The sequence below is a fragment of the Aliiglaciecola aliphaticivorans genome (assembly GCF_054782055.1).
In genome coordinates this window covers 242,008-268,650 of record NZ_BAAGTF010000010.1, presented here as the reverse complement: position 1 = coordinate 268,650, position 26,643 = coordinate 242,008, and the positions used below count along the sequence as shown (strand labels likewise).

Annotated in this window: 15 protein-coding genes; 7 read left to right on the top strand and 8 right to left on the bottom strand. The window is 41.2% G+C overall.

Translation table 11 applies throughout. From position 1 onward, the window contains the following. Positions 1-12: 12 nt before the first annotated feature. Complete coding sequence (locus ACYVIL_RS06505) at positions 13-2,628, bottom strand: bifunctional diguanylate cyclase/phosphodiesterase (protein WP_460311956.1); 2,616 nt, start codon at positions 2,626-2,628, stop codon at positions 13-15. A gap of 616 nt (positions 2,629-3,244) precedes the next feature. Between ACYVIL_RS06505 and nagZ the strand changes: the two genes are divergently transcribed. Further along, positions 3,245-4,246 carry a beta-N-acetylhexosaminidase gene (gene nagZ / locus ACYVIL_RS06500; protein ID WP_460311993.1) on the top strand — a complete coding sequence of 334 codons (1,002 nt, stop codon included), beginning with the start codon at positions 3,245-3,247 and terminating at the stop codon, positions 4,244-4,246. Continuing rightward, entirely contained in the window at positions 4,236-5,615 is a 1,380-nt protein-coding gene (locus ACYVIL_RS06495) for an SLC13 family permease (protein ID WP_303473634.1), read from the top strand. Before nagZ ends, ACYVIL_RS06495 begins: the two co-directional genes overlap by 11 nt. Positions 5,616-5,632: 17 nt before the next feature. Here the strand turns inward: ACYVIL_RS06495 and ACYVIL_RS06490 are convergent, their stop codons facing one another. The 4 genes from ACYVIL_RS06490 to ACYVIL_RS06475 are packed head-to-tail and all read right to left on the bottom strand — an operon-like array spanning position 5,633 to position 11,609. Further along, positions 5,633-6,163 carry a cob(I)yrinic acid a,c-diamide adenosyltransferase gene (locus ACYVIL_RS06490; RefSeq protein ID WP_460311955.1) on the bottom strand — a complete coding sequence of 177 codons (531 nt, stop codon included), beginning with the start codon at positions 6,161-6,163 and terminating at the stop codon, positions 5,633-5,635. An 18-nt stretch (positions 6,164-6,181) separates the two neighbouring features. Beyond that, the gene (locus ACYVIL_RS06485) at positions 6,182-7,519 is read right to left on the bottom strand and encodes a CsiV family protein (protein WP_460311954.1); all 1,338 of its coding nucleotides are present in this window, start codon (positions 7,517-7,519) and stop codon (positions 6,182-6,184) included. Further along, positions 7,516-11,007, bottom strand: coding sequence for a transcription-repair coupling factor (gene mfd, locus ACYVIL_RS06480; protein ID WP_460311953.1), 3,492 nt, complete (start codon positions 11,005-11,007; stop codon positions 7,516-7,518). The genes ACYVIL_RS06485 and mfd overlap by 4 nt, the downstream gene beginning before the upstream one ends. Next, a complete protein-coding gene (locus ACYVIL_RS06475; protein WP_303473642.1) occupies positions 11,007-11,609 on the bottom strand; it encodes a PilZ domain-containing protein in 603 nt (200 codons plus the stop codon). Before ACYVIL_RS06475 ends, mfd begins: the two co-directional genes overlap by 1 nt. Before the next feature lie 255 nt (positions 11,610-11,864). On the opposite strand from ACYVIL_RS06475, the gene ACYVIL_RS06470 reads away from it, so the two are divergent. Next, complete coding sequence (locus ACYVIL_RS06470; RefSeq protein WP_460311952.1) at positions 11,865-13,064, top strand: lipoprotein-releasing ABC transporter permease subunit; 1,200 nt, start codon at positions 11,865-11,867, stop codon at positions 13,062-13,064. 139 nt (positions 13,065-13,203) lie between these two features. After that, positions 13,204-13,767 carry a phosphoribosyltransferase gene (locus ACYVIL_RS06465; RefSeq protein WP_303473646.1) on the top strand — a complete coding sequence of 188 codons (564 nt, stop codon included), beginning with the start codon at positions 13,204-13,206 and terminating at the stop codon, positions 13,765-13,767. 56 nt (positions 13,768-13,823) lie between these two features. Here ACYVIL_RS06465 and ACYVIL_RS06460 read toward each other — a convergent pair whose 3' ends face one another. Then, complete coding sequence (locus ACYVIL_RS06460) at positions 13,824-14,477, bottom strand: energy-coupling factor ABC transporter permease (protein ID WP_303473649.1); 654 nt, start codon at positions 14,475-14,477, stop codon at positions 13,824-13,826. Then, on the bottom strand, positions 14,478-15,287 hold the full coding sequence (gene xthA, locus ACYVIL_RS06455; protein WP_460311951.1) for an exodeoxyribonuclease III: 810 nt from the start codon (positions 15,285-15,287) through the stop codon (positions 14,478-14,480). It lies immediately after the preceding gene. A gap of 181 nt (positions 15,288-15,468) precedes the next feature. On the opposite strand from xthA, the gene recC reads away from it, so the two are divergent. The 3 genes from recC to recD are packed head-to-tail and all read left to right on the top strand — an operon-like array spanning position 15,469 to position 24,400. Then, entirely contained in the window at positions 15,469-18,837 is a 3,369-nt protein-coding gene (gene recC / locus ACYVIL_RS06450) for an exodeoxyribonuclease V subunit gamma (protein WP_460311950.1), read from the top strand. After that, positions 18,834-22,490 carry an exodeoxyribonuclease V subunit beta gene (gene recB / locus ACYVIL_RS06445; protein ID WP_460311949.1) on the top strand — a complete coding sequence of 1,219 codons (3,657 nt, stop codon included), beginning with the start codon at positions 18,834-18,836 and terminating at the stop codon, positions 22,488-22,490. Before recC ends, recB begins: the two co-directional genes overlap by 4 nt. Beyond that, positions 22,484-24,400 carry an exodeoxyribonuclease V subunit alpha gene (recD, locus tag ACYVIL_RS06440; protein ID WP_460311948.1) on the top strand — a complete coding sequence of 639 codons (1,917 nt, stop codon included), beginning with the start codon at positions 22,484-22,486 and terminating at the stop codon, positions 24,398-24,400. The genes recB and recD overlap by 7 nt, the downstream gene beginning before the upstream one ends. Here the strand turns inward: recD and ACYVIL_RS06435 are convergent. Then, complete coding sequence (locus ACYVIL_RS06435; protein ID WP_460311947.1) at positions 24,397-26,610, bottom strand: tetratricopeptide repeat protein; 2,214 nt, start codon at positions 26,608-26,610, stop codon at positions 24,397-24,399. The two genes, recD and ACYVIL_RS06435, sit on opposite strands and share 4 nt — an antisense overlap. Positions 26,611-26,643 lie beyond the last annotated feature (33 nt).

Here is a 26,643-nt window from a genome sequence, read left to right as displayed (position 1 = left end):
TAGTGAGGCTGTTTAATCCTCAAATCTCCAAACTTTTTCTTTTTCCCAGCTTGTGATCCAATTTGGTATTTTACTCGCCAACATAGGTTTAGCGATTCCATATCCTTGGGCCAATTCACAACCTAGATCTAATAGCGCTTTACCATGAGCAATGGTTTCCACACCTTCTGCGATTACTTTTCGCTGGAAAGCATTGGCTAGGCTTACCACACCTTGAACAATGGCTAAGTCATCATTATCTTCCAACATATCACGCACAAAGCTCTGATCTATCTTAATTAGATATGCGGGTAAACGTTTGAGATAGGTTAATGAAGAGTAACCAGTGCCAAAGTCGTCAATGGCAAATCGAACTCCTAGCTCTTGGCATTGGATCATTGTTGTTGAGACAAGGCCAGTATCGTGCAAAGCACTGGTTTCAAGTATCTCCAGTTCTAAACGGTTTGGATTGACTTTAGGGTGGGCGCTTAATAGCGTCGCTAAACGAGAGGTAAAATTACTTTGCTGTAATTGATAAGCACTAATGTTAACACTAATGGGCACATCTAAACCTATTTTTCGCCATTGGTGTAGTTGAGACAACGCATTTTCAATAACCCATTCGCCCACCTTTAAACTGATGCTGTGTCCTTCTATCAAGGGTAAAAATTCTAACGGTGGTATCAGAGTATTGTCACTACGTTGCCAACGTATAAGTGCTTCAGCGCCAATAACCTTGCCTGTTCGCATGTTAATTTTGGGCTGGTAATGCAATAGGAATTCACTATTGTCTAAGGCGAGTTGTATATTCTCTATACTTTCACGTTGAGTATTAATGGCCATATCATGGGCAATATCAAACTGGTGATAGCGATTTTTACCGGCTTGTTTAGCCATATACATAGCTTGATCTGCATGTCGAATGAGTTGATCGGCATCTACATTGTCATGGGGATAAAGCGTCACGCCAATACTGGCTGAAACTTGCATTAACGCATCACCGACTTTGACGGGATCTGACGCTGCCTTTAATAACCGTTTTAACACCAGCTCAGTATCTTCAAATTGGTGTAAATCAACCATTACGGCAATAAATTCATCGCCGCCAATGCGTGCCAGAGTATCTCCTTCACGAAGGGCGTCCTTCATGCGTTGTGATACAGCTATGAGCAGTTCATCTCCTACATTATGCCCATAGGTATCATTGACGCTCTTGAAGCCATCTAAATCCATAAATGCAACGGCTAACGACTGATTGCGTCGCTCACACTGCATTGTTGCTTGTTTTAACCTATCTGCTAACAATACTCGATTAGGTAGGTTTGTTAAGGCATCATAGTGGGCTATGCGCTCAAGTTGTCCTTGATATGTTTTCATCGGCGTAATATCTGTGGACAATGAAACATAATGCAGAATTTCACCTGCGGCATTCTTTACTGCACTGATGGTGACTAATTCTGGATATATTTCGCCATTTTTACGCTGACTCCAAATTTCGCCGCGCCAATGACCGTGGGTCTTGACGGTATTCCACACTTCTTTATAAAAATCTGCGGGGTGACGATCGGAGCGAAAAATACTCGGGTCTTGGCCTTGAACATCTTGGAGTGAATATCCAGTTATCTGCGTAAAGGTATCGTTGATTTCAATAATTTTTACATTGGAATCGGTAATCATGATGCCTTCTTGGGCATGGGTAAATACGCTTGCCGCGCGTTCGAGTTTTTCTTCGGCTTGTTTTTTTTCTATGGCAATACTGGCCAAATTTGCAGTTTGTTCGATTAGCAACAGATCTGCGCTAGTCGGTCGGTGGGATTTTTGGTGATAGATTGCAAATGTCCCAAGCACATTCCCATTAGTGGAACGTATTGGCTCTGACCAACATGCACCTACGTCAGCCGCTTTTGCGAGTTCTTTATATGGGGCCCAGTAAGGGTGGCTCTCAATATCATCTACAATCACCCGTTTATTTGTAAACGCTGCCGTTCCACAAGATCCGACGCCAATACCAATCTCTATGCCGTTAAGTGCGTCATTATAGAATTGGGGTAAGCTGCTAGCGGTGCCAATAACTAAACGTTTTTGCGATTCGTCAAGTAATAAAATGCTACATAGCATTTTTGGATTTTCTTGTTCTACTACCCGAACTATGGCGTTCAAAATGTCATTTAAAGGCTTGCCCCGGGAAATCAGTTCCAACACATGACGACCCGACTTTACCCGCATCTCCGCCTGTTTGCGTTGGCTAATGTCGTGAATGATACCGACTAAAAAATGTTTTCCATGGGAGTCGGTAAAGCGGTTTTTTTTGGTCAGTATGGTTTTTTCTTCGTTTCCTTCTACGGTCAATGTTTCTTCACATAGAATTTCTTTTCCTGTTTTTAACACCTCTTTGTCAATGGTTAAAAAATGCGCTCGTTCTTTAGCCGTGACTCTTTCTTCAAGTGTTTTGCCTAATACTTCTTTTCTTGTCAGCCCGAAGAGCTTACAAAATGCATCGTTTACAAGTAACAATCTGCATTCTTGGTCTTTAACAAAGAGTGGGTCGCCTGTGATATTGAAAGCAGCATTAAAGTACTTTTCAATTTCTCTTGGTTTTTCAAAAAATTGATGCAACGGAGGAGCATTTTTAGGCTTATTCGATGTCATGATACAAACTCCCAGTCAGATAATGTTTAGCAAAAGATATAGACTAATGCGGCTGACCTTTGTGACGATTTAACATTTTTGGTTCTGATACGCATCAACCTCGAATGCTATTATATTTTCCTTGGAATTAATGTTAATTATACATTGGTTATAGACAACTAGCATAAAGTTTACGAAATAAAGATTATCCCATCAAAAATTATGCTGGTCTTTGAGTGAAAATCTATTGCTAAGTAACTCGATGGCGTAAGTTGAGTATTATTAAAGAATGATTGATTGCTAATTAGCGTTAATTTTAGTTGGTTTATAAAGATTCATTAAGCTAGCTCTTAATACTAAGCCAGGTTAGGGTGAAAATAAGAAAATACTTTCCGCAGATCACACATAGCATATTCTGCTGTTACTTTTATGAAGGCATTGTGTCTAAAGTGCTTTGATTGAATAGCAATATGCGAATGCATTACTTAGAAAAACAGAAAAACAGAAAAACAGAAAAACAGAAAAACAGAAAAACAGAAAATCGAGAATGGTGAATTTAACTTTCGTTATGTTATTCATTCTTATATAGTTTTATTTATATCATCAATTTGCTTAAGAGGCCCCAATGGGACCAATAATGCTAGATGTCGAAGGGTACGAAATCAGTCCCGAGGAAAAAGACATCTTAGATCATCCACTAGTTGGCGGAATCATCTTATTTTCGCGAAATTATCACGATCAATTACAACTGAAAGCCTTGGTTACTGAATTACGCAAAAATGCCCGTAATGATGTGTTAATTGCCGTTGATCATGAGGGCGGCCGGGTACAACGTTTCCGCGACGGATTTAGTGCGATTCCAGCCATGGGCAGCTTATGTAGCAAAGATGAAAATCTCACCGAAAGGATTTTAGCCCAGTCTACAACCTTTGGTTGGCTGATGGCAGCGGAATTACTCGCCTTTGATATTGACATGAGTTTTGCACCAGTGTTGGATATACACGGTATATCGGACGTTGTTGGCGACCGCAGCTTTCATCAAAATTCTCAACATGTGATCTCTCTTGCTGGCGCGTTTATACAAGGCATGCACAACGCCGGTATGAAGTGCACAGGCAAGCACTTCCCAGGTCATGGGAATGTAAAAGAAGACTCCCATGTGGCAATGCCGGTAGATAGTCGTAGCAAAGAAGAAATATTTCAACTAGATATGACGATTTTTGACAAGCTAAATCAACAAGGCTTGTTAGATGCAGTGATGCCTGCTCATGTTATTTATCCTGATGTTGATGCCTTACCCGCAGGTTTTTCGCCTACTTGGGTTGGTCAAATTTTACGTAAACAACTAGGATTTAACGGTGTGGTTTTTACTGATGATCTGTCGATGCAAGGGGCAGTGCAATTGGGCTCAATTGTAGAGCGTGTCAAAACCGGTTTAAATGCTGGCTGTGATATGGCATTGGTTTGCAATAGTCCCAAAGATGCTGCTCAGGCTATCGATGGTTTACCCAGTGATTATACCTCTACGGGACGCGCAAAAAGCATGCGCAAGAAGAAGGTTTTAGATTTCCAACAATTACGAAAGACCGATAAATATCAACAGGCACTAAAAACACTAGGCGAATTTTGTGAAGCTTAATTATCCGGTTATTTGTATTGCATTTGTGATTTCTGCTGCGGTTTATACAGGTTTATATTTATTTTTGCAGCAAGATCACCTTATTGCCATTACCGCTTCTATCACCTTGTTCATTGCCACATTATGGGTATCAGAAGCCTTGCCCATTCCGGTAACCTCACTAATCCCATTTTTCGCCTTTCCAATGGCGGGAGTGATTACCCATAAAGAAGCCGCATCAGCACTTGGCAGCCATGTGATCTTGCTATTGATGGGGGCCTTTATGTTGTCAAAATCGTTGGAGCGCTCTAATGTCCACAGTCGATTAGCATTGTATATGATAAGAATGACGGGAAGCCAAAGTCCCAGACGTTTAGTATTAGGTTTTATGTTAACCGCCGCTCTTTTGAGTATGTGGATTTCTAATACAGCGACAACCTTGATGTTGCTGCCCATAGTTTTGGCTATTGTTCCCCACATAAAACAGCAAAAGATCGTTGTTGCTTTGTTGCTGGGAATCGCTTACTCAGCAAGCTTAGGCGGGGTAGGTACACCAATAGGAACTCCGCCAAATATTATTTTCATGAGCGTTTATGAAGAAGTTCAGGGGCATGAAATTGATTTTTTACAGTGGATGAAGACAGGTGTGCCCGTTGTCATTATTGCGATTCCCCTAATGGCAATCTGGCTAACCCGTGGCTTAAAAACCATGGAAGATTGTCATTTACCGAAAGTTGGACGTTGGCAAATAGCGGAAAAACGCGTATTGATTGTCTTTTCCTTTGTCGCGTTAGCGTGGGTATTAAGACCTTATTGGACAAGCTGGTTAAATATGCCTTTTGTTGGCGATAGCACCATTGCACTATTAGGGGTAGTGCTAATGTTTCTAGTGCCAAATGGAAACTTAACAAAATACGGTAAAAAGGAAACTCTTTTGGATTGGCCTACTGCCAACGATATTCCATGGGGAATGTTACTGCTATTTGCCGGAGGTATTTGCATCGCTAAGGCATTTAGCGCTTCTGGTTTGAGTGAGGTAATGGGAGGCTGGTTAAATGGATTGTCAGCGCTTCCTGTCCCTATATTAGTTTTGTCAATTTGCCTTTTTGTGACCTTTCTTACGGAGATAACATCCAATACCGCAACCGCGACTTTGTTGATGCCCATTTTAGCTACAGCAGGCATCGCTGCAGGTGTTGATCCTGCGCTCTTAATGATGCCAGCAGCAATGAGTGCCAGTTGTGCCTTTATGCTACCGGTAGCCACCGCGCCAAACGCCATCGTTTATGGCACGGGTAAATTCAGTATTCAAACCATGGCCAGAGAAGGGTTTATGTTAAACATCATTGCCGCTTTAGTTATCACTGGTGTCAGTGTTGTGACTTTCTAAGTAAATTGAAACGCTATCTAGGAAACCTTTGTTTCTTCGACGACGTAGTGATGGTTAATCGCTCTGGCCAATACAAATAAGTAATCTGACAATCTATTTAAGTATTGTAAACAAATATCAGGTACTGGATAGTTTGTCAGTAAAGCCACCAAGCGTCTTTCTGCTCTTCTGGCTACAGTTCGACAAACTTGCGCTTGTGCAGCAATAGGATGACCGCCGGGTAAGATAAAGTGGGTTTGTGGCGCTAATTGAGCCTGTAAAGTATCGATATGGGTTTCAATGGTTGTAAGGGCGCTATCGTTTAAAGCCGCATTGTCTGAAATGGCAAACCCGATTTGAAACAAGTTTTTTTGAATATCCGTTAATAATTCAGTCTCAGCGCTGATCACCGGACAAAGACTATTGCTTATTAACAGGCCTACATTGGCATTCAGTTCATCTAAGCTTCCATAGCACTCTAAAACATCATCGTTTTTAGGCAAACGAACGACTTTATCCGCATAAATTTGGGTTTTACCTGTATCGCCTGTTTTTGTATAAATTTTCAAATTAATTGCTCTTTAATTTTAATGGTTATCAAATGAAGCAGGTAAATCATAACGTCTGATTTGGATAATCATGCCGAACAACGGATGATCAAAATAATGCACTTGCTTGCTGATCACGCGGCGTAATTGCTTAAATGGGTAGCTTTGTAATCGGTCTGGTTGGGGTAAAGATTGCTGTACCTGATTTGCTGCAGCGTCTTCTCTGAGATACGCCGGAGAGTCAAAAACCGGTGCTCTGAAATCAATATCACTATCGATATGCAGGTACGGTGTACGCTGAATATAACGCAAAAAGACTTTCACTGTGCCATCTAATTCCCAAATATCATTACTATTTAGCGCTGCATCGTCAGAGGATACTTGGTTTTCATTGAGCACATCTAAGGCTGGCAATTTAAATTCAAATTTGTCATCTTCTAAAGCCAATTTAATGTGTTCAATTAAATCCGTTTGTTGATCTTGTGGTGCCTGCTCAATTGCAGTTAAGCCAAATGAAGTGATGCCTTCGCTCTGATCAACTGACAACCTGTCTGCCAAGTTAGTCAGTGGTGAATTATTGCTATCTTCTTTCAGCCTTAAACCCGTTAAGGCATCGTATTCTTGACCATAGTTTTTGCCTGCAAATAAGTGCAGTGCTATGGCGTCATCTTGGCCGAAAACAGTTTGCTGTCGCCAGCCCATATGAAGAATGGTTGATAACCCTCTTTGTCGATTAATGTCTCTTGCCAGCTCATTTAATTCAAAGCTATCAGATGAAAGTAATTGGGTTGCATGTAGCGCCGGATCTTCAACATGACTTATTACGCTGGGGACTTTTTCAATGAAAGGTTTTAGGGGCTTTTCACCTTCTATTCGACATAAAAGATTGTCCGGTAATCTGACGGGTTCTAACGGCAAATCAAGTTGCCAGATATCCAGATAAGCCAACGAGTCTGTTGGATTTTCATTTTTGTCTTTCTTAATAAATTGCTCTTTATCAAATGCTACAAAGTTACCAAAGCTGTCGTTGAGTATGATTTCAGAACTGATAGTTTGTTGCTGTGAGGGTTTTGAAAAACACAATGGAAGCCCAACGAATACCTGTTCTAAATCAGGATATAGGTAGTCATGTAAGTTTTCAAAACCGACAGGGGGAGTAATAGTGCTTATTTTGTCAGGAAATTTTTCGACAATAGAGGATGGGTCGATATTGCGTTTGTAGACAATCACTTCCACATCAAACCACCACTGTTTTTCTTGACTGCTGGCAACACCGCTAATTGACAAAAATAGCCCAGCTAACATGGCTTTAGGGATGTACGCCTGACTTAATCTAAAACATTTTTGAGAACAGAACACTGCTAATCTACCTTTCATGCTGCTTTTACCTGACGGCTAAAATCATTCAGTAAGTTTTCGATAACGTCTATTCGGCTTTGAGCTGAATCATTGTTAATGATGACTTTTAATTTATCTGGACCTTCTAATTTAAACTTATTAGGTTTCGTTTGAATCATACGGATAATATAGCCAGGTTCAATTTTAGTGGCGTCTGAAAATTCAATTACAGCACCTTTAATTGTTGCATCTATTTTATTTATTCCCACTGATTTAGCTTGAAGTTTTAATTCCGCGACTCTAACTAAATTCTTAGCAGCATCGGGCAATAAACCGAAACGATCAATCAATTCAATTTGAAATTCTTTTATTTCGGTTAAATTGGAACATCCTGCCAGCTTTTTATACAAAGATAATCGCGTGTTTACATCCCCAATATAATCTTCAGGTAACAATGCGGGTATGCGCAGTTCAATTTCAGTTTGTGCTGACAGAGCATCATCTAAAGAGGGTTCTTTACCAGCTTTTAGGGCTTCTACAGCTTGTTCCAGCATATCCATATACAAAGAAAAACCAACGGTAGCGATTTGTCCAGATTGATCGTCACCTAACAATTCTCCTGCACCGCGAATCTCCAGATCGTGTGTGGCTAACGCAAATCCTGCACCCAAATCTTCCAGGTTAGCAATGGCATCTAAGCGTTTTTGTGCATCCTTGGTCATTCGCTTGGGTGGCGGAGTGAGCAAATACGCGTAAGCTTGGTGATGGGAACGACCCACACGACCGCGTAATTGGTGCAACTGAGCCAAGCCTAAATGATCAGCTCTATCCATAATTATGGTATTCGCTGATGGCACATCTATGCCAGTTTCAATGATTGTTGTACATACCAACACATTAAAGCGTTGGTGATAAAATTCGCTCATCACTCGCTCTAGTTCACGTTCTCGCATCTGTCCATGTCCAACGGCAATGCGCGCCTCGGGGACAATCTCAGCAATTTCAGCTGCGGTTTTCTCAATGGTATCCACTTCATTGTGAAGAAAATAAACCTGTCCACCGCGCAATATTTCCCGCATTATTGCTTCCCGCAGAAGCTCTTTACTGCGTTGATGAACAAAGGTTTTAATCGCCAAACGTTTAGCCGGAGCTGTGGCAATAATGGATAAATCACGCATCCCGCTGAGTGCCATATTCAAGGTTCTGGGTATTGGCGTTGCAGTGAGTGTTAAAATATCCACATCTGAGCGCAAGGCTTTGAACTTTTCTTTTTGACGCACGCCAAATCGATGTTCTTCGTCAATAATAACCAAACCTAAATCATTAAATTTTAAATCATCCTGCAATAATTTGTGGGTACCAACAATAATATCCACTTTGCCATTGCCAATACCTTCGATCACTTGCTTTTGTTCTTTCCCTGTAACGAAACGCGATAACACTTCAATTCGAAAAGGGCAGTTCGCAAATCGATCTTTGAAGTTCTCAAAATGTTGCTGTGCGAGCAAAGTAGTGGGCACAAGTATGGCAACTTGTTTACCTTGATTCGCTGCCAGAAAAGCCGCGCGCATAGCTACTTCTGTTTTACCAAAACCAACATCACCGCAAACCAATCTATCCATGGCATTCGGGCTCCCCATATCTTGAATGACTGCATTGATGGCTTGTAACTGATCGTCTGTTTCTTCAAATGGAAAACTATCGGCGAAAGCTTGGTATTCTGGCCAGTCAATTTTATAGGCAAACCCGGGTTTAGCTGCTCTTTTAGCGTACACATCTAATAATTGCGCTGCTACATCGCGGACTTTTTCCGCTGCTTTTTGGCGCGCTTTGCTCCAAGCATCTGAGCCGAGGTTATGCAAGGGAGCGTGATCTAAATCGCCGCCACTGTATCGACTGATTAAATGTAATGAAGCAACAGGTACATAGAGCTTCGCTTCCTTAGCATATTCGATGGTCAGATATTCAGTGGTTAACCCCCCGGCATCTAGGGTTTGCAAACCTAAGAAGCGTCCCACACCATGTTCTAAATGGACAACGGGCTGGCCTTGTGTCAGTTCAGCAAGATTACGTATGATTGCACTTTCATCGGTAGCCTGACGTTTTTCTCGTAAGCGTCGTTGACTTACCTTATGGCCTAGCAGCTGGGTTTCGGTGATAAATGCCAACTCGCCATCAGCCTCTAAAAGCTGGAAACTGTTCTCTGCCAAACCAATGGCTATACCAATAGGTTCGTGGCTAGCTAAGAAATCATGAATGTTTTCAAACGCTTTAACTTGAATTTGCGCTTTATGTAAAATCTCTAAAAGACTTTCTCGCCGCCCTTGAGATTCCGCACAAAACAGTACTTTTTGACCTTTGTTCTGCCAGTTTTTAACGGATTCTTTTATACTCGTCCATGGCACTTTATTTTGATGCTTAATGGCTATTTCGCCAATATCATCCGTGGCTAGATTGATTCTGCCTGCCTTTTCTTCCAATTTTTGGCTAGATAAATTGATTCGAGGCCATTGTTTAAACCCCGAAAATAGCTCTTCATAACGTTGGAATATTTGTTGCGGTGGCAATAGCGGACGATCAGGGTTGTAACGGTGTTGTTCATAACGTTCATTTAAATCTGCCCAGTAAAAATCACATGCCGAAGATAAATCACCATAGGTCATGAGTAAGGTGTTAGGGTGCAGATAATCAAACAAAGTCGCTGTGTCATCAAAAAACAAGGGTAAATAGTATTCAATACCACCTGGCATGAGTCCTTTGCCCACTTGGTAGTATATTGAATTTTTACTGTTATTGGCGTCAAAAGCATTGACGTAGTTTTCACGAAAGCGTTTTATGGCTTCTTTGTCCGTTGGAAACTCTCTGGCTGGTAATAAATTAATACCTTCAACTTTGTCACCAGAGCGTTGATTGTCTGGATCGAAGTGACGAATTGAATCAACTTCATCATCGAACATGTCAATTCGAAACGGTTGATTGCTGCCCATGGGGAATAAATCAATAATGCTGCCTCGAATGCTGAATTCACCATGCCCCATGACCTGATTTACGTGTTGATACCCCGATTTGTTTAAACTGAGTCTAAACTCATCTATATCTAAGGTTTGCCCAGTTTTTAATATCAACAAGTAACGCCCCAAAAAGTCTACGGGGGGCATTCTGAGTAATAAGGTGTTTACCGGCACAATAAAAATGCAGCGTTTATTCTGGGTCAGCTCAAATAAGGTTTCTAAGCGTTGGGAGATAATATCCTGATGGGGAGAAAAGTTATCATAAGGTAAGGTTTCCCAATCGGGTAACAACTTTACTTCTAACTGGTCGTCGCCGGCACCGGCGAGAAAAAAGTGCAGTTCTTTTTCCAGTTTTAATGCCGTTGGGGTGTCTGCAGTAACCAATAGAGTGGAACCAGGATTACGTTTAGCGCCATTAGCAATTGCCAATGATAAACTACTACCATGCATATTGCCCCAGTGCACAATATTGCCGGATTTTTTAGGTAACTCAGGGGTAAAAATACTTATTGTCATTAATTTGAATCATTGTTTTGTTGTTTCGAGCGGGCGCGAAGTTGCAGTGTCTGCAAATGTAAACTGGCTCTAACTAGCAGTTCTTGGTCTTCTTCGCGAATTCGCCTAAAGAGTAAATAAATATGGTAATCGTCACCATTAGGTTCAGCTTTGATGACTTCTGAATAACAATAAACAGCAGCGGACTCTTCAGTTAAAAATACTTTGAGTTCTACAACTGTGCCTTCAGCCAAGGGGGCATCTCGTTTTAATATAATGCCTCCACCGCCAAATTCCACCGACATATATCGATGTTTTGGATCATCTTGTTGCTGCAGAATATAAGACATCATCAAATCTATTTTTTTATTTTGATGATTGAGAAAATCAGTGAGATCTTTGGCATGTTCACTCAGATTACGTAACGGCCTAATAGCTTGCGAGTCAACATTTGATACTTCTGCAGCAATTTTAAATGCATAGGGCATTTGACTCACTAAATCTTCTAAATTGGGAAGTTGAAAATCATCACTGACAGGAGTCATATTCACACTGAGTTGATGTTTTATGGTAAAAAACTCATGAAACTGAGCCATTTTTTGTTCCAAACTAAGTGGATCCATGTATTCCCCATTTGATTCGATTTTAACGACTTTGTTTTGATAAATTTAGTTATCTATTAAATTACTTCAATTTAACCCCATAGTCGCTGTAAGTCTTTGATTATAGTTTACCAAATTGAGCTAATTTTGTTTCTTGTTTAGCTGATCTCAAACACGTATTATGCCAGTTTATGGTTCACAATGAACAGCCAAAGGCTAAATATTGTGTTCAATATGTTGGTTTAATTGATTTCCAAAAAGGCTAGATACCCAAATATGTCTTATCCTGTATCCACCTTTATCGGCTTTAGATACGCAAGAGCCAGTAAAAGTAGTCATTTTATTGCCTTTATTAATTTGTTCTCTGTGGTCGGTATTGCGTTAGGGCTCATTGCCCTGATCACCGTTTCATCCGTTATGAACGGATTTGAATTGCAATTGAAAAATAGAATGTTAGGCATTACGCCTCATATAGTCGTTGATACTCGTCAAGCTACACCTGACAAAATCACTCAGTTGGCGGAAATTGAAGGGGTAGAAGGGGTTTCCGCTATTATTGAAAGTGAAGGGATTGTGCAATCTCGCCGGGGTATCCAAGGCGTGCAAATACATGGTGTTTCAGCAGATTTTATGCAGCAACATTCTATCGTTGCTGAGAATATGATTTTTGGGCAGTTTGGGCAACTAAAGGCCGGGCAATACAATATAATATTGGGCCGAGCGCTGGCCAGTAAGCTCAGTATCCGTCCTGGTGATCAAGTGCGCATAATATCAGCTGGTGCTAGTTCTTATTCTCCCATGGGCAGATTGCCCAGCCAGCGCTTGTTCACAGTAGTGGGATTATTCGATTTAGCATCCCAGTTAGACGATAAAGTGGTGTACATTGATATCCAAGATAATGCCAAATTATTGCGTAAATCGGCAGATAAGTTACAACAAACCCGATTATTTTTAGAAGACGCTTTTCAATACCAAAAAGTTGAACAGCAAATCGATCTACCCACTGTGGATTGGCGAGTGCGACAAGGCCCTTTATTCGACGCGGTAAAAATGGAAAAAAACATGATGTCGTTGATGTTACTACTCATCATTGCTGTAGCAGCGTTTAACATTGTTTCGGCATTAGTAATGGTGGTCACTGAGAAACAAGGCGATATTGCGATTCTACGTACTCAGGGAATGCGCGGCAGCAGCATCATTGTTATCTTTTTAATCAATGGTCTATATAACGGCATTAAAGGAACGGTTATTGGTCTGATCTTGGGCATTTTACTGGTCACCCAGTTAAATGCGATTTTAACGGTTTTAGGGATACCAATTGCGGTAGGAGATGGACAGGGTTTGCCTGTTGATATTCGTTGGCAGCAAATTGTTTCTCTGGTAATACTGTCCATAGGTTTGTGTTTTATTGCAACCCTTTATCCAGCGTACAAAGCGTTAAAGGTGCAACCTGCTGAAGCATTAAAATACGAGTAGGGGATAAATTGGCTAGGATTTCTCAACACTTTATCCAATGCTTTCGCTATAATTGTCAACAGACAGAAAAATCCTACTCAAAAAAACAACAGGTTTTAGCCAAAACCGTTTTTGAGTCTTTGTAAATTAAGGTTAATTAATGCAAAAAACGTATATAACTGCACAAAAATTGTTGGAAGATTCTTTTCGTTTAGCGGCAAAAGTTTATCAAGACGGATTTCGTCCGCAATTTATTGTCGGTATTTGGCGTGGGGGAGCTCCCATTGGTATTGCAGTGCAAGAATATTTTGATTATAAAAAAGTAGAAACTGATCATATTGCAGTACGTACTTCTTCGTATTATGGGATTGATAAACAGTCTAAAGAAATCAAAGTACACGGCCTACATTATTTAATTGAAAATGCCAACGCAAGCGATGGGTTATTGATTGTAGATGATGTGTTTGATTCAGGACGTAGCGTAAATGCACTCATTGAACAAATTAAAAAGCTTTCAAGACTGAATATGCCCGGAGATATCCGAGTCGCCTGCCCGTATTACAAACCAGAGAATAATAAAACTGAAATGGTGCCAGATTATTTCATCCATGAAAGTGATGAGTGGTTGGTTTTCCCCCATGAAATTTCAGGTTTAACACCGGATGAAATTATTGAAGGTAAAACGGATCTAAAAAACGTTCACGATATTTTGTTTGACGAGTAAGTCACAAATTTGTTGAACAAAGGGCGGCATTATCCGCCCTTTTTTAGTTTTTGGATTCACTTGCCATGTAAGTAGTATTTATCGTAAAAAGTGTACACCCACGTAGGCTTGTAGATGACCAATATGGTCATGGTCCAGCCGTTGAGCATACCTTCAGACATCAGCAATAAAGGTATTAACAGCAAGTAAGAGTTGTACAGTGTGTCGGCGTCATAAATACCATCCACATAATAATAACCAGCCATTAGTAGCATTTTTACTGCGATCATCGCGGCACCTGCGAAAAACGAACAGACAAACACATACACAAAAAAGTGTCTGGGAAATTTGTGAAAGGAAAAGTTGTAAATCAAATAACTGGTTACGATGGGAATGCTGATCCCCAAGACACCATTAATCCCGAACATGTGCCAACTGTCATAACCCGCTACGGTAGACACAATGAGGGTGCAAAACCCGGCTAATAGTGCCCAGCGTAAGCCCAGCAATAGAGTCATCGCGGTAAGCCACAAAAAATGAACATCCAGTCCAGGCTCCACGCCAACTCGGAAAAGCCATAAACCAAAAACGGACACTGACGAGCCAAGGACTAAATGTTGTAGCTTTTTGTTCTGCTTAAATTGGGCGAAAGATACCCGTGTTAAAACAAATCCAATGCCGAGTACATAAATAAGCCAAGCTGCACTTTGAAGTATGGTTAAATCAAACATTTAAAACTCGTAGGTTGCCCAAATTGGCGCGTGATCTGAAGGCTTTTCAATTCCTCTAAGCTCATAATCAATGCCTGCTTCTAAGAGCTTTTCATGGAGTTTGGGGGTGGCCAAAATTAAATCAATGCGTAATCCTCGATTGTCATTGAATCCCTTAGAACGATAGTCAAACCAGCTGTATTGTTCGCCACCAGCAGGATTTAATGTTCTAAAACCATCTTCGAATCCCCAATCAAATAACGTATTTAGCCATTCACGTTCTTCTGGCAAAAAGCTACACTTTTTCGTTCTTAACCAACGTTTACGGTTCTCTTCACCTATGCCAATATCCAGATCTGTGTGGGATATATTCACATCGCCCATTACGATGACATTTTCATCAGGAGTATGGTTTGCGTTTAAATACCCCATTAAATCTTTATAAAATTTACGTTTCGCTGGGTATTTCGTCTCATGGGTTTGATTTTCACCCTGGGGGAAGTAACCATTTAAAACGCTTACTTTCTCGCCATTGGGTAATGGATAAGTCACCATGATCATTCGTCGTTGGGCATCTTCTTCATCGCTAGGAAAACCATACTGCACGTCAATAGGCTTTTCTTTGCAAAGCATCGCCACACCATAATGACCTTTTTGCCCATGGAAATAAACGTGGTAACCCATTGCAGTGACATCTTCCACAGGAAATTGGTCGTTATGTACCTTGATTTCTTGCAGTCCTATGACATCGGGTTGATGTTTTTCGATAAGTGCCTGCAATTGATGCAATCTGGCTCGAATACCGTTTATATTAAAGGAAATAAATTTCATGTTTCTACCATCGACTAAAATTTGCCGATGATTCTAACAAACAAAGCTACTGAGTTGAAAATAAAGATAGTCAGCGGTTTTGAAAACGCGGTTATTTGTGATTGCTGGAACTGGTTTAAACGCGCTAACATAACTTCTGATAAACCGATAAGTTGTGGAATAAAATGGAAAAGGGTGTTGTGTGTTACATTTAATTCAGTCAAATAAAATGGAAGTGTTACTGGCTGATTTGTTAGATAAGTTATCACCAAAGTCGTCGCCAGACGTTTTCCAACAGCAATCGTATAGCGAAAATTTGAACGCTTTACTTATTCCTGACACCATCATTGTACAGAGCCCGGGTATGGCGCAATGGATTAAAATTGCCATTGCCGAAACTCTAGGCGTGGCGGCTAACATCGAATTTCCACTACCGTCGAGTTATATCTGGCAACAATACAAATGCTTTTTTAATGATTTGCCTGAAACTTCCGCATTTACTAAACCTAATATGGTTTGGAAGTTAATGAGTATTCTTGAAAATTTTCTAGACGCCCCTGAATTTAGTGAAATTAATCTTTATTTAAATGGAGACCGAGACCTAAAGTTCTATCAACTCTGTCAAAAAATCGCCGACGTGTACGATCAATATCAAGTGTATCGGCCCGAGTGGATTAACCTGTGGGAAACCGGAGAAAACAGCGTTGATGGTAAGGTGCTCACTTCACACCTTTGGCAACCCATTCTTTGGCGCGCCTTGGTGGCACAAACCCAAAAACTACATGAGTCTGTTTATCATCGTGCCAATTTGCACGCGCAGTTGCTTCAACGAATCGCACAAAGTGAGCCGGAGTCTGAGCAAAAGCCGCTGTACGTGTTTGGCATATCTACCTTGCCACAACAACAACTAGACGTATTTCAAGGTTTAGCTGAACATCGTGAAGTATTTTTGTTTTGGTGTAATCCCAGTCAACATTTTTGGGGCGACATTGTGGATGAAAATACCTTGAGTCGGCATAAACTAAAAGAAGGTGACACCCACTCAGAGCGCAGTGCATTGTATGACGTGGGCAACCCGTTATTGGCGAGTTGGGGAAAGCCCGGGCGTGATTATTTTGAAATGCTAATGGAAAGTCATGCACAACCCACTGATATATTTGTTGAGGTGCAGCCCAATACATTGTTGGATTGGCTACAGCATGAAATATGTGAATTAACCATGCGTGATACGCAGCCGCCATTGCATGCAGATGAGTTATTGAGTAATGGGCTGGCTTACCCCAAAATTGAAATAACAGAAAATGATAAATCGCTGCAAATTCATAGTTGCCATTCGAAAGTCAGAGAGCTTGAGTTGTTACACGACCATTTACTGCAACATTTTTCGCAAGATGCAGAATTAAAGCCTTCGGATATTGTGGTAATGATGCCTGATGTGGCGGCTTACGCCCCTTATATCGATGGCGTTTTTGGCAGTGCGGAGTCTGAGTTGTTTATTCCCTATGGTATTTCTGACCGCAACGCCTCCCAAGAATCTCACATTATAGAAAGCTTCATTAATTTATTGAGTTTACACCACAGTCGCATCAGCCTGTCTGAATCACTGGTGTTTTTAGAAATCCCAGCTATCCAAAAATGTTTCGATATTGCTGCCAATGAATATGAAGATATCCGCGATTGGTTAATTGAAGTTGGTTTCCGTTGGGGGTTGAGTGGTGCGGATAAACACCGCTGGTCGGTGCCAGAGGAACCACAAAACACACTGATTTTCGCACTTGAACGTTTATTGTCAGGTTACGCATTAAGCGGAGACTTTCTATTTGCCCGGGCCGAATCTGATAGCCCACCCATTGCCCCATACAAGAATATAGAAGGACAACGTGCCATAGCCCTAGGGAAGCTATATCGTTTTGCTTTATTACTGCAGGATATACTCACCTTTTGCTCAACAAGCGACACCTTAGATAATAAGGTAAAACAGAGTTTATCTTTTATCGAGTGCATTTATGCGGTTGATGAAAATGAGCAGGTCTATTTAAATCAATTACGTCAAGCATTGGAGAGTATTCAGGGGCACGTTAAACAGTTTAATCAACAAGTGAGTCAGGACATTTTTGTGGCCGAATTATCCCAACGCCTGCAAGACAAAGGGGTAGGGCAGCGCTTTTTAGCTGGCAAAGTGAATTTCTGTACTTTAATGCCAATGCGCAGTATTCCCTTTAAATTGGTCTGTTTACTGGGGATGAACGACCAGGACTATCCACGTCAAACTGTGCCAATCGGTTTTGATTTAATGCGTGAAAGCCAAATCCGTAGAGGGGATCGCTCCAGAAGAATGGACGATCGTTATTTGTTTTTAGAGGCAATCTTATCTGCTCGTAATGAGTTATATATTAGCTTTCTAGGCAATAGTAGCCGCGATAACTCAGAACGAAACCCTTCGATTTTGGTGACTGAGTTATTAGATTACTGCCAGCAGGTATTTTGTCTTGAAGACACGCTAGCTTTGCCAGTTGAGCAAACCCAACAACAACTCAATGGCCACTTACTACAAAAACACGGTTTACAGCCATTTTCAAAACAGTATTTTGATAACAGCAACAGCCTGCAAAGTTATCAGTCGATTTGGTTAAACGTATTAAATGCGAAAATGATCGAAAGTGAAAACGCTCACTTTTTTAATCACAGCTTACCCAGTCAATTAGAAGATGATGGCCCAGTGGTAGAATTGAATGATTTGATTGCGTTTTTCCAAAATCCCCCAAAGTATTTCTTTCGTCAACGTTGGCGAACTAATTTATCGTTGTACTTTAATGAATTGGTAGATGAAGAACCTTTTGAAATTGATTCTTTAACCCGGTTTCAGTTAAATGAAAGCATGTTAGAGGCAATGCTCAAACATGATATGGATGAAGCGGCCTTTAAACAACAGTTTTATGAAGACTACCTGGCACAAGGCAAGCTACCTACAGGTACAGCAGCACCTTTGAGTTTTCAACAAGTTTGGCAAGCATCTGAGACCCTTCGTAGCCAATTGATTGATAATGTGAAAGCTAAAAAAGCCAGTTTAGTGGAAGTTGATCTCGTGTTAGCTAACGGCACTATTCAAGGTTGGTTAAAGCAAATTTATAGCACTGATTTAGTGCTATACCGAGGGGCTAAAATGCGCGGTAAAGATATCATTGAACTTTGGTTGAAATGGCTATGTTACTGCGCATCCTCTGAACGAAACAGTGGTGTAGCGCGGTATTTAAGTATTGAAAAACCTTTCGAGCTGTCGATTGTACCCCAAAAGCAAGCATTAGCTCTGTTAACCAGTTTACTAACGATTTATAGGGAAGGTTTGAATAAACCTCCTATGTTTTTTGCTAATAGCGCGAAAAAATGGTTTGAGACCCAAGATATAGACAAAACCTTAGCTGAGTTTAATGGCTCGAACTTTAGTACAGGTGAAGGTCAAGAAACCAATATTCATCGAGTATGTCCTGATTTATCCGTTAACTTTGCTGAATTTCAGCAACTGAGTGAAACAATTTTAGCGCCAATTTTTGATTATAAGGTATCGAAATGAACCCTCTTGATACTTATTCCTATCCACTTTTAGGCGCATCGCTTATTGAAGCGAGTGCAGGCACGGGTAAAACTTACACCATCGTTAACTTGTATTTACGCTTATTGCTGGGACACCAATGCGAGGGGTTAAGGGATGCAAAATCCCATCAACGCCTGGGGTTGGGTGTTGAGCAAATTTTAGTGGTGACCTTTACCAATGCTGCTACAGCAGAGCTTAAGCAGCGCATAGGTCGACGTTTACAAACTGCTTATTTGGATTTTTATCGAGGTAGCAGTAGCGACGACTTTATTCAGCAGTTAATCGACGATACCTCTGATATTGAATTGGCATGTGAAACTTTGTTGCTAGCGTCTCGACAAATGGATGAAGCTGCTATTTTCACTATTCATGGTTTTAGTCAGCGCATGTTGTCGGAGCACGCGTTTGCCAGCGGTAGCGTGTTTGATGAGCAGTTGGAATTAGATCAATCGACCTGGATACAACAAGCGGTAGAAGACTATTGGCGCAGTGCCATTGTTCCTTTGTCAAAAAACATGGTTGAGTACATTCGTAATATTTGGTCCGGGCCCGAGCAATTAATTAAGTCGTTAAAAGGGATTTTGGAGCGCGAGTTTTTACCCAGTAAACAGGTAACAATCGCCGATGCCCAAGACTTATTAGCGCAACTCAATGAGCAAACAAATAGCCTCAAACAGTGGTGGCTGACGGAAAATGTCTCAGCGCAATTACAGCAAGCAAAACTTAAAGGGAATACTAAGCTTGGCAAACCTAACATCTATCACAGCATGGACGCATTCTGCCAAAGTGACTCTTTGGTTTGTCCTTTCGACAACGGATGGACCGACTTTTTCCCAGAAAAAGTGGCAAAGGCCCGGTCTAAGGCTAGCCCTGAATTAACAAATCTGGATTTCCAACGATTTGAACTCACTGAAACGCTGCGGCAAACATTCATCAGTACACTGAGTATTGGCGTTCAAAATAGTGCGTTAGTACAGGTACGAAGTAACTTAGAAGAGTTTAAAGCTAGAAGCAGTAAACTATCGCCCAATGACTTACTTACCCGTTTAAATGATGGTTTGCTGGGGGAAAATGGTGCAACGTTAGGGGAGCTCATTCGTCAGCAGTTTCCCGCCGCCATGATTGATGAGTTTCAAGATACCGATCATTGTCAATTGAGTGTATTCAGTCAAGTTTATCCACTTCACGACGACCATCAATTGGCTTATTCATTAATAATGATTGGTGATCCTAAACAGGCAATTTATGGATTCAGAGGCGCGGATATTTACACTTATATTCAAGCTAAGCAGCAGATTGGCAGTCAAAAGCAGTTTACCTTGGCAACCAATTGGCGCTCTCAGCAAGCCTTGGTTGATGCCGTCAATCAATTATTCGTCAACAGTGAAAATGGTTTTCTGTTTGACCAGGCCATTCCATTTTTACCGGTCGCGGCGGCATCTTCGTCTACGCAATTGCGCACTAATGAAAGCCACTACGCCAGTTTAACCTTCTATCACTTACAGGGTGCCAAAGAGATAATCAGTAACAAAGATGCTAAAAATGAGTTAGCTGGTCATACAGCCAATATCATCGTCGATTTGTTGCAACAGGGTGAATTAGTAAAACAAATAGAAGATGAACAGCAAAAATGCAAACTGAAAGCCGGAGAATGTTGTGTTCTGGTGAAAGATCGAAATGAAGCCAATCTAGTTAAACAGGCATTGGCGATGCGGGGAGTCGATAGCGTATTTTTGGTTCGCCACAGCGTTTATGCTACTGAAATTGCCATGGATTTATACCGACTTCTAGATGCCTTAGTAAACCCGTCTGATGAGCGACGAATTAAAGCCGCGTTGACCAGTGAACTCATGTGTTTTAACAGTGATGAACTAGATCAGTTATTTACCGATGAATCAGCATGGCAGCAGATTGTGGAATCATTTGTTCATTGGCAACATAACTGGCAGCGTTTTGGCATTATGATGGCGCTAAACCAAGTTATGCAGCATTTCAATGTGTATACCCGCTTGATGACACATTGCAATGATGGCATGCGCCGTTTAACGGATCTCAGGCATTTAGTGGAAATGTTGCAGCAGCAAAGTGCTGTCACCCCAGGTGATAATCAACTGTTGTATTGGCTAGGGCAACAGATACAGCAGCCGGACCATAACAATGAATCCCATCAATTACGTTTGGAAACCGATGGTAATTTGGTACAGATCATTACTATTCATGCTTCCAAAGGGCTAGAATTCCCTTATGTCTTTGTACCTTTCGGGTGCTCTTTTAAGCTTGCAACTGAGGCACTATTCCATGATCAAAATTTAGATTTGACCATGGATTTTGAAAATACCCCTGAAAATCTGGAGAAAGCAGATTTTGAACGTTTGGCCGAAGATACTCGGCTGTTATATGTTGCGCTCACCCGCGCGGTTTATAATTGTTTTGTAGGCGTGTGGAATCCATCTATGGGGAAAAGTCAGTCTCGTTCTGGTTTATTTCATTCTGCACTAGGTAAATTACTGTGCTCGGCAAGCAGTGAGCCAAGCAACACTTATATCGGGCAACAAATTCGCAGTTTGCAGACTATTGGGGACATCGGTTACCAAGAAGTGTCTGTTGGCGCGGAAGTATTGCAATATCGGGGAGAAAAGTCCCAAGATGAAGCCCACTTGGCAGTTAATCAACTAGACACTCCCATTGATGGCAATTGGCGAATTACCAGTTATTCGGCTATCGCGCGCAACCAATTTCACGTTGAACATGAGCAGCCTGGAACCGATGAAAGTGAAGGGGAGGATACTATTGATCCTAATCACGTTGCAGAACTTGGCAACAATCCTTTAACCGCTGAACAACCATGTCTAAATCGATTTGAGTTTACCCGCGGCGCACAAGCAGGTTCGTTTTTGCATGGTGTATTAGAAAATATTGATTTTCAGCAACCCAGTCAACTTTCGCAGATGATAGAGCAACAGGGGAGTTGGTTCGGTATTGATCCTCAGTGGAACGCTACTGTAGAAAGCTGGCTGACAGAGGTGTTAAACACCCGAATAGCCCTTCCTACTACACAAAATGCGAATCTTGAGTTTAGTCTGGCATCTTTGAGCAAAGCTCAGGTTTGTCCAGAAATGGAGTTTCATTTACCGCTTAAATCAGTTCAAGCAGAGCCTTTCAATCAATTGATCAACAAAGTATTTAAGACCAGCAAGCGGCAATATCAATTTTCTCAATTACATGGGATGTTAAAAGGTTTTATCGATTTAACCTTTTGTATTGATGGGTGTTTTTACGTTGCAGACTATAAATCTAATTACCTAGGGTCAGATTATGCTGACTACAGCGAAGAGAAAATGCAAAGAGCCATGGTCGAGCATGATTATCACTTGCAGTCTTTACTCTATGTTTTAGCTTTGCATCGTTTTCTGAAAAGTAAGTTAATCGATTACGATTACGACCGGCACGTTGGTGGAGCCTATTATTGGTTCTTGCGTGGAATGTCTGAGTATCATAAGGGCAGTGGAATTTATTTCTACAAACCAGAAAAAAGTATTATTGAATCCTTAGATAGGCTTTTCCAAGGAAATCCCGAAACGTCCATAACGTCCCAGCAAAGCAGTACTCAGGAGCAGATGGATTTATGGTAAATAGTCTATTGAATACGCATTTTTTTGATCGCTGTAAAGGTGAGATTAGCGCTCTTGGCCTGTCAGATTTAGACAGTGCGTTTGCGCATTTTATCTATCAGCATGAAAAGCACTTAAATGACAAAATCGCGTTGTTGGCAGGTTTGGTGAGTCAACGTTTGAGTCAACAGCATAGCTGTTTAAACTTAAATGAACTCTCCTATAAGCAGCTTAAATTGCTGGGTTTTTCGAATATTAACGAGCTGATTGATGCACTTAATGAGAGCTATTGCGTTTCAGCTTCTAGTAATGAAGATCCTCAAAAACCACTCATATTTGAGCAAAATGCGGTGTATTTACAGCGTTATCATCAATACGAACTAGGCTTAACCCATATTATTCAACAAAAATTAAGGGTAGAAACTAACGTATCTGTTGAAATTGTGAAACCGATTATTCATGAATTGTTTGCACAGCCTAATCAGAAAACATCCACAGAGCAGGTTGAGCATTCACTATTACAAGTACAAACAGAAATAGATTGGCAAAAAGTGGCCGTTGGCATAGCGGCAACACGCAATTTTAGCCTGATAACCGGCGGACCTGGTACCGGTAAAACCACCACAGTGGCAAAACTATTGGCTTTGTTATTTGCCCTGCAAAGGTCTGATGGGAAAGAACTAAAAGTACAATTAGTTGCGCCAACGGGGAAAGCGGCGGCCCGTTTAACCGAATCCATAGTCTCTGTTGGACAAAAACTACCAAAAGCCTACCAAGCAGGACTAGATCTGCAAACAAGTACCATTCATCGGCTGTTAGGGACACAAACGGGCAAAATTGAGTTCAAACATAATGCCGAAAATTTATTGCATATGGATGCATTGATTGTGGATGAAGCTTCAATGGTCGATTTACCCTTAATGTACAAATTACTTAGTGCCGTTCCCAAGCAAACAAAAGTAATATTACTAGGTGATCATAACCAGCTTTCCTCCGTTGAGACTGGCAGTGTGTTGTCTGATATTTGTTATGCGGCCTTGCTAGGTAAAACAAACCCCGAATATTCAGTTCACACCGGACAACAAATTACGCAGATGTGCGAGCAACATATTCCTCAACGAACAGATGATAAGGTGAACAGCCCTATTGCCGATTGCTTAGTTAAGCTACAAAAAAGTCATCGATTTCCATCCGATAGTGGCATTGGTTTGTTGGCTGAGAAAACCATTGAGGGTGACGTAGATGGCGTGTTATCAGTGCTGTCGGATAGTAATCAGGAAACCTTAAGTTGGTATCAAGAGGGCAATATAAATATATTTGCCCGTCAGTATGCTAGTCAATTAAATGCCTATTTTTCGTCTGTGAAAAAAGCGGATTTAAAGCAAGGCTTTGTGCACCTATTAAATCAGCAAATCCTGTGTGCCCATAAATCCGGTGAGTGGGGAGTGGACAATATTAATTATCAGGTCACTTTGGAGTTAGACCGCCAAGGCTTTATTTCAAAGGATGAAAAAGATTACGTAGGCAGACCTATTATGCTAACACGCAACGACCATAACTTAGGGTTGTTTAATGGTGACGTCGGTATTGTGATGCCGGATCCTGAAAACCCAAAATTAAAAAAAGCTTGGTTTAAAACCGCAGAAAGTGGTTTCAAGGGGGTGCTGCTGAGTCGTTTACCGGAACATCAACCAGTTTATGCAATGACTATTCACAAAAGCCAGGGGTCAGAATTTAATCACGTGTACCTGTGTTTGCCTGATGTCAGATTAAACCCTGGGGCTAAAGGCTTAAGTCGTGAATTATTTTATACCGGACTCACGCGGGCCAGGGAAACCTTTGTCTTATATAGCGATCCACAAAGCCTGCAAACGTGTATCAATAATGTCTGTCTGCGTAGCAGCGGCTTAGCACAAAGGCTATCTGATTAGATGTCTTCGCCCATTGACGTCAAGGAAAGCGAGTTGTTGGAGTCTTGAATATTGCCAGTAGGCACTATCCAAACAGGATTAGGTGACGCTAATTGGGCTTTAATTTGGCCTTGATATGTATCCCTCAATGCTCCCATGGCATTTTGGGTGTCTTGGAATTCGGGATCACTTCTTACCTCATCAAAAATAGGATCGATAAAGGTCATAACATAACCCAAAGATATCATTCGCTGAATCCATCTATAACTTTGTAGTTTGTTGCCGGTGAGCATTGCCAATAAGGTACGTTGTTTAATCTCATTGACGCTATCAACTTGCTCAGTGGGTTTATCCTGCAGGTAATCAGATAGCATGCTTAACAGCTGTTCGTTGTTTTCTCCTAACACTTTTCGGGTTTGTGCCAAAGCAATCATAAAGTCCGCGCTGGCTGCGCTTTCAATCGGTCTGTCGAGTAATTGGTAAGCTTCAATATACCCGTTGACAATTTGATTGGTCTTTTCATAGTCTCGCAAATAATATAAAAACCAGGCAATATCTGTCATGTCTTTCACCTTGCTTAGCTGCTTACTTGCTAAGCCTAGGTCGTCTGTGTAAATGCCATACCAAACCTGGCTTGTCGCGCTGTCGTTATACCAGAGGGCATGCTGATATAGCCCCACTAAATTGTACAATCTTGCTAAGTTTCTGTTGATGCTGGTACTTTGTTGATTCAAGGCATAAGCGCTTTGTAGCATGTTATGTGAGTTGGAATAGTCTCCATTTTTAAACGCCAGATCGGCTAAAACACTATAGCCAAAGGGCTGATTAGGGTGCAGTCTAACTAAGTCGTCACCAATGATTTTGGCGTTAATTTTATCGTCAATGAATAAATAAATACGGCCCAGATTACTTAAAATATTACTCGACAACGGATCCAGCAATCTTGCTTTCTTGTACTGTTTTATTGCTGCCTGTAACTTACCTTGCTCCCACAAAATACCGCCTAAAAGAAAATAAGCATTGGCATAATTATGATTGGCTTCAATGGCTAAGGTGGCATAGTGTTGCGCTTGTTTGATGGAAGCGGCTGTATTTTTATCTTTAGCTAAGTATGCTGCTCCAGAGAGTACCTCTGCAGAGTTAGGCGCTAACTCAAGTGCCCGGGTCACTAGCGGTGTCGCCTTTTGTTGGGATGCTTGTTTATCCATACCGGCGTAAGCTTCCATCAACAAATAGGTTTCAGATAAACCGGAGTAGGCTGGGGCGAAATTGGGATCTAAATCAATGACCTTGGTAAATTTCTGAGCGGCTAGGGCTAAACTTTCCGGTGAGCGTAACTTTTGACTTTCACGGGCTTGCAAATAAAGTTCATAGGCTTCTAAAGACAGAGTTTTATCGGAGTCTTTTAACGGCACTACCGTCAATTTACCTTTCAGTTGTTGAATTATTTTACTGGCTATTTCGTCTTGTACGGCAAATAAATTTTCTGCTGATAGGGGACGATCATATGTTTGTGACCAGATATGCTCATCGGTTTGCCCATTAATCAGTTGAGCCGTAATGCGGATAGTATTACCCGACTTTCGTATGCTTCCTTCTAAGATGTGTGCCACGTTAAGGGCTTTGGAGATTTCACTTACGGTTGAATCTTTGTCAATAAATGCAAAAGAAGAAGTGCGGGAAACAACTCTTAGTCCTTTGATACGGCTTAATAAATTAAGCAACTCTTCAGAAATACCATGACCAAAATAGCGTTGGTCATTACTTGCAGAAAAGTCGTCAAAGGGTAATACGGCAATTGACTGGGTGGCAGAGCTGGAAACCGGATTGATTGGTGGCTTTGGACTAGGCTGCTGATTTTCTGTATTGGCATCGACCAAGGAGGTCTTTCCCAAATGCAGCCACATAAAGGTGATCAGCCCTGCGCTAATTATTCCCGTAAGCGTAAAAACAGTAATGGTATTTTTGGAATTGACCCCTTTACTTAATGCAGGGTTTTTGGGAGTGCGAACCAGTCCTTTGGCGGTAAACTGAAAAATCCAAGCGAGCAATAGTGCAATAGGAAAGCCAAAAATAACTAAAATGGTCGCCACTGTGTCAAACCATACAGGTAAGTGCAATGCACTTTCCAGTACAACGGCTAATTGCATAATTAACCATCCAACCACCGCATAACCTGCGATAACATTGAATACATTGCGTCTTCTCAACTCTGCAATAAAGACACTCATTAGGTTTCCTTTTGATGACAATGTCTTGTGGAT

Excerpts from the sequence above, each read along its gene's own strand:
- ACYVIL_RS06505 (WP_460311956.1), bottom strand. The coding sequence starts at position 2,628 with ATGACATCGAATAAGCCTAAAAATGCTCCTCCGTTGCATCAATTTTTT.
- nagZ (WP_460311993.1), top strand. The coding sequence starts at position 3,245 with ATGCTAGATGTCGAAGGGTACGAAATCAGTCCCGAGGAAAAAGACATC.
- ACYVIL_RS06485 (WP_460311954.1), bottom strand. The coding sequence starts at position 7,519 with ATGAAAGGTAGATTAGCAGTGTTCTGTTCTCAAAAATGTTTTAGATTA.
- mfd (WP_460311953.1), bottom strand. The coding sequence starts at position 11,007 with ATGACAATAAGTATTTTTACCCCTGAGTTACCTAAAAAATCCGGCAAT.
- ACYVIL_RS06475 (WP_303473642.1), bottom strand. The coding sequence starts at position 11,609 with ATGGATCCACTTAGTTTGGAACAAAAAATGGCTCAGTTTCATGAGTTT.
- ACYVIL_RS06470 (WP_460311952.1), top strand. The coding sequence starts at position 11,865 with ATGTCTTATCCTGTATCCACCTTTATCGGCTTTAGATACGCAAGAGCC.
- ACYVIL_RS06465 (WP_303473646.1), top strand. The coding sequence starts at position 13,204 with ATGCAAAAAACGTATATAACTGCACAAAAATTGTTGGAAGATTCTTTT.
- ACYVIL_RS06460 (WP_303473649.1), bottom strand. The coding sequence starts at position 14,477 with ATGTTTGATTTAACCATACTTCAAAGTGCAGCTTGGCTTATTTATGTA.
- xthA (WP_460311951.1), bottom strand. The coding sequence starts at position 15,287 with ATGAAATTTATTTCCTTTAATATAAACGGTATTCGAGCCAGATTGCAT.
- recB (WP_460311949.1), top strand. The coding sequence starts at position 18,834 with ATGAACCCTCTTGATACTTATTCCTATCCACTTTTAGGCGCATCGCTT.
- recD (WP_460311948.1), top strand. The coding sequence starts at position 22,484 with ATGGTAAATAGTCTATTGAATACGCATTTTTTTGATCGCTGTAAAGGT.
- ACYVIL_RS06435 (WP_460311947.1), bottom strand. The coding sequence starts at position 26,610 with ATGAGTGTCTTTATTGCAGAGTTGAGAAGACGCAATGTATTCAATGTT.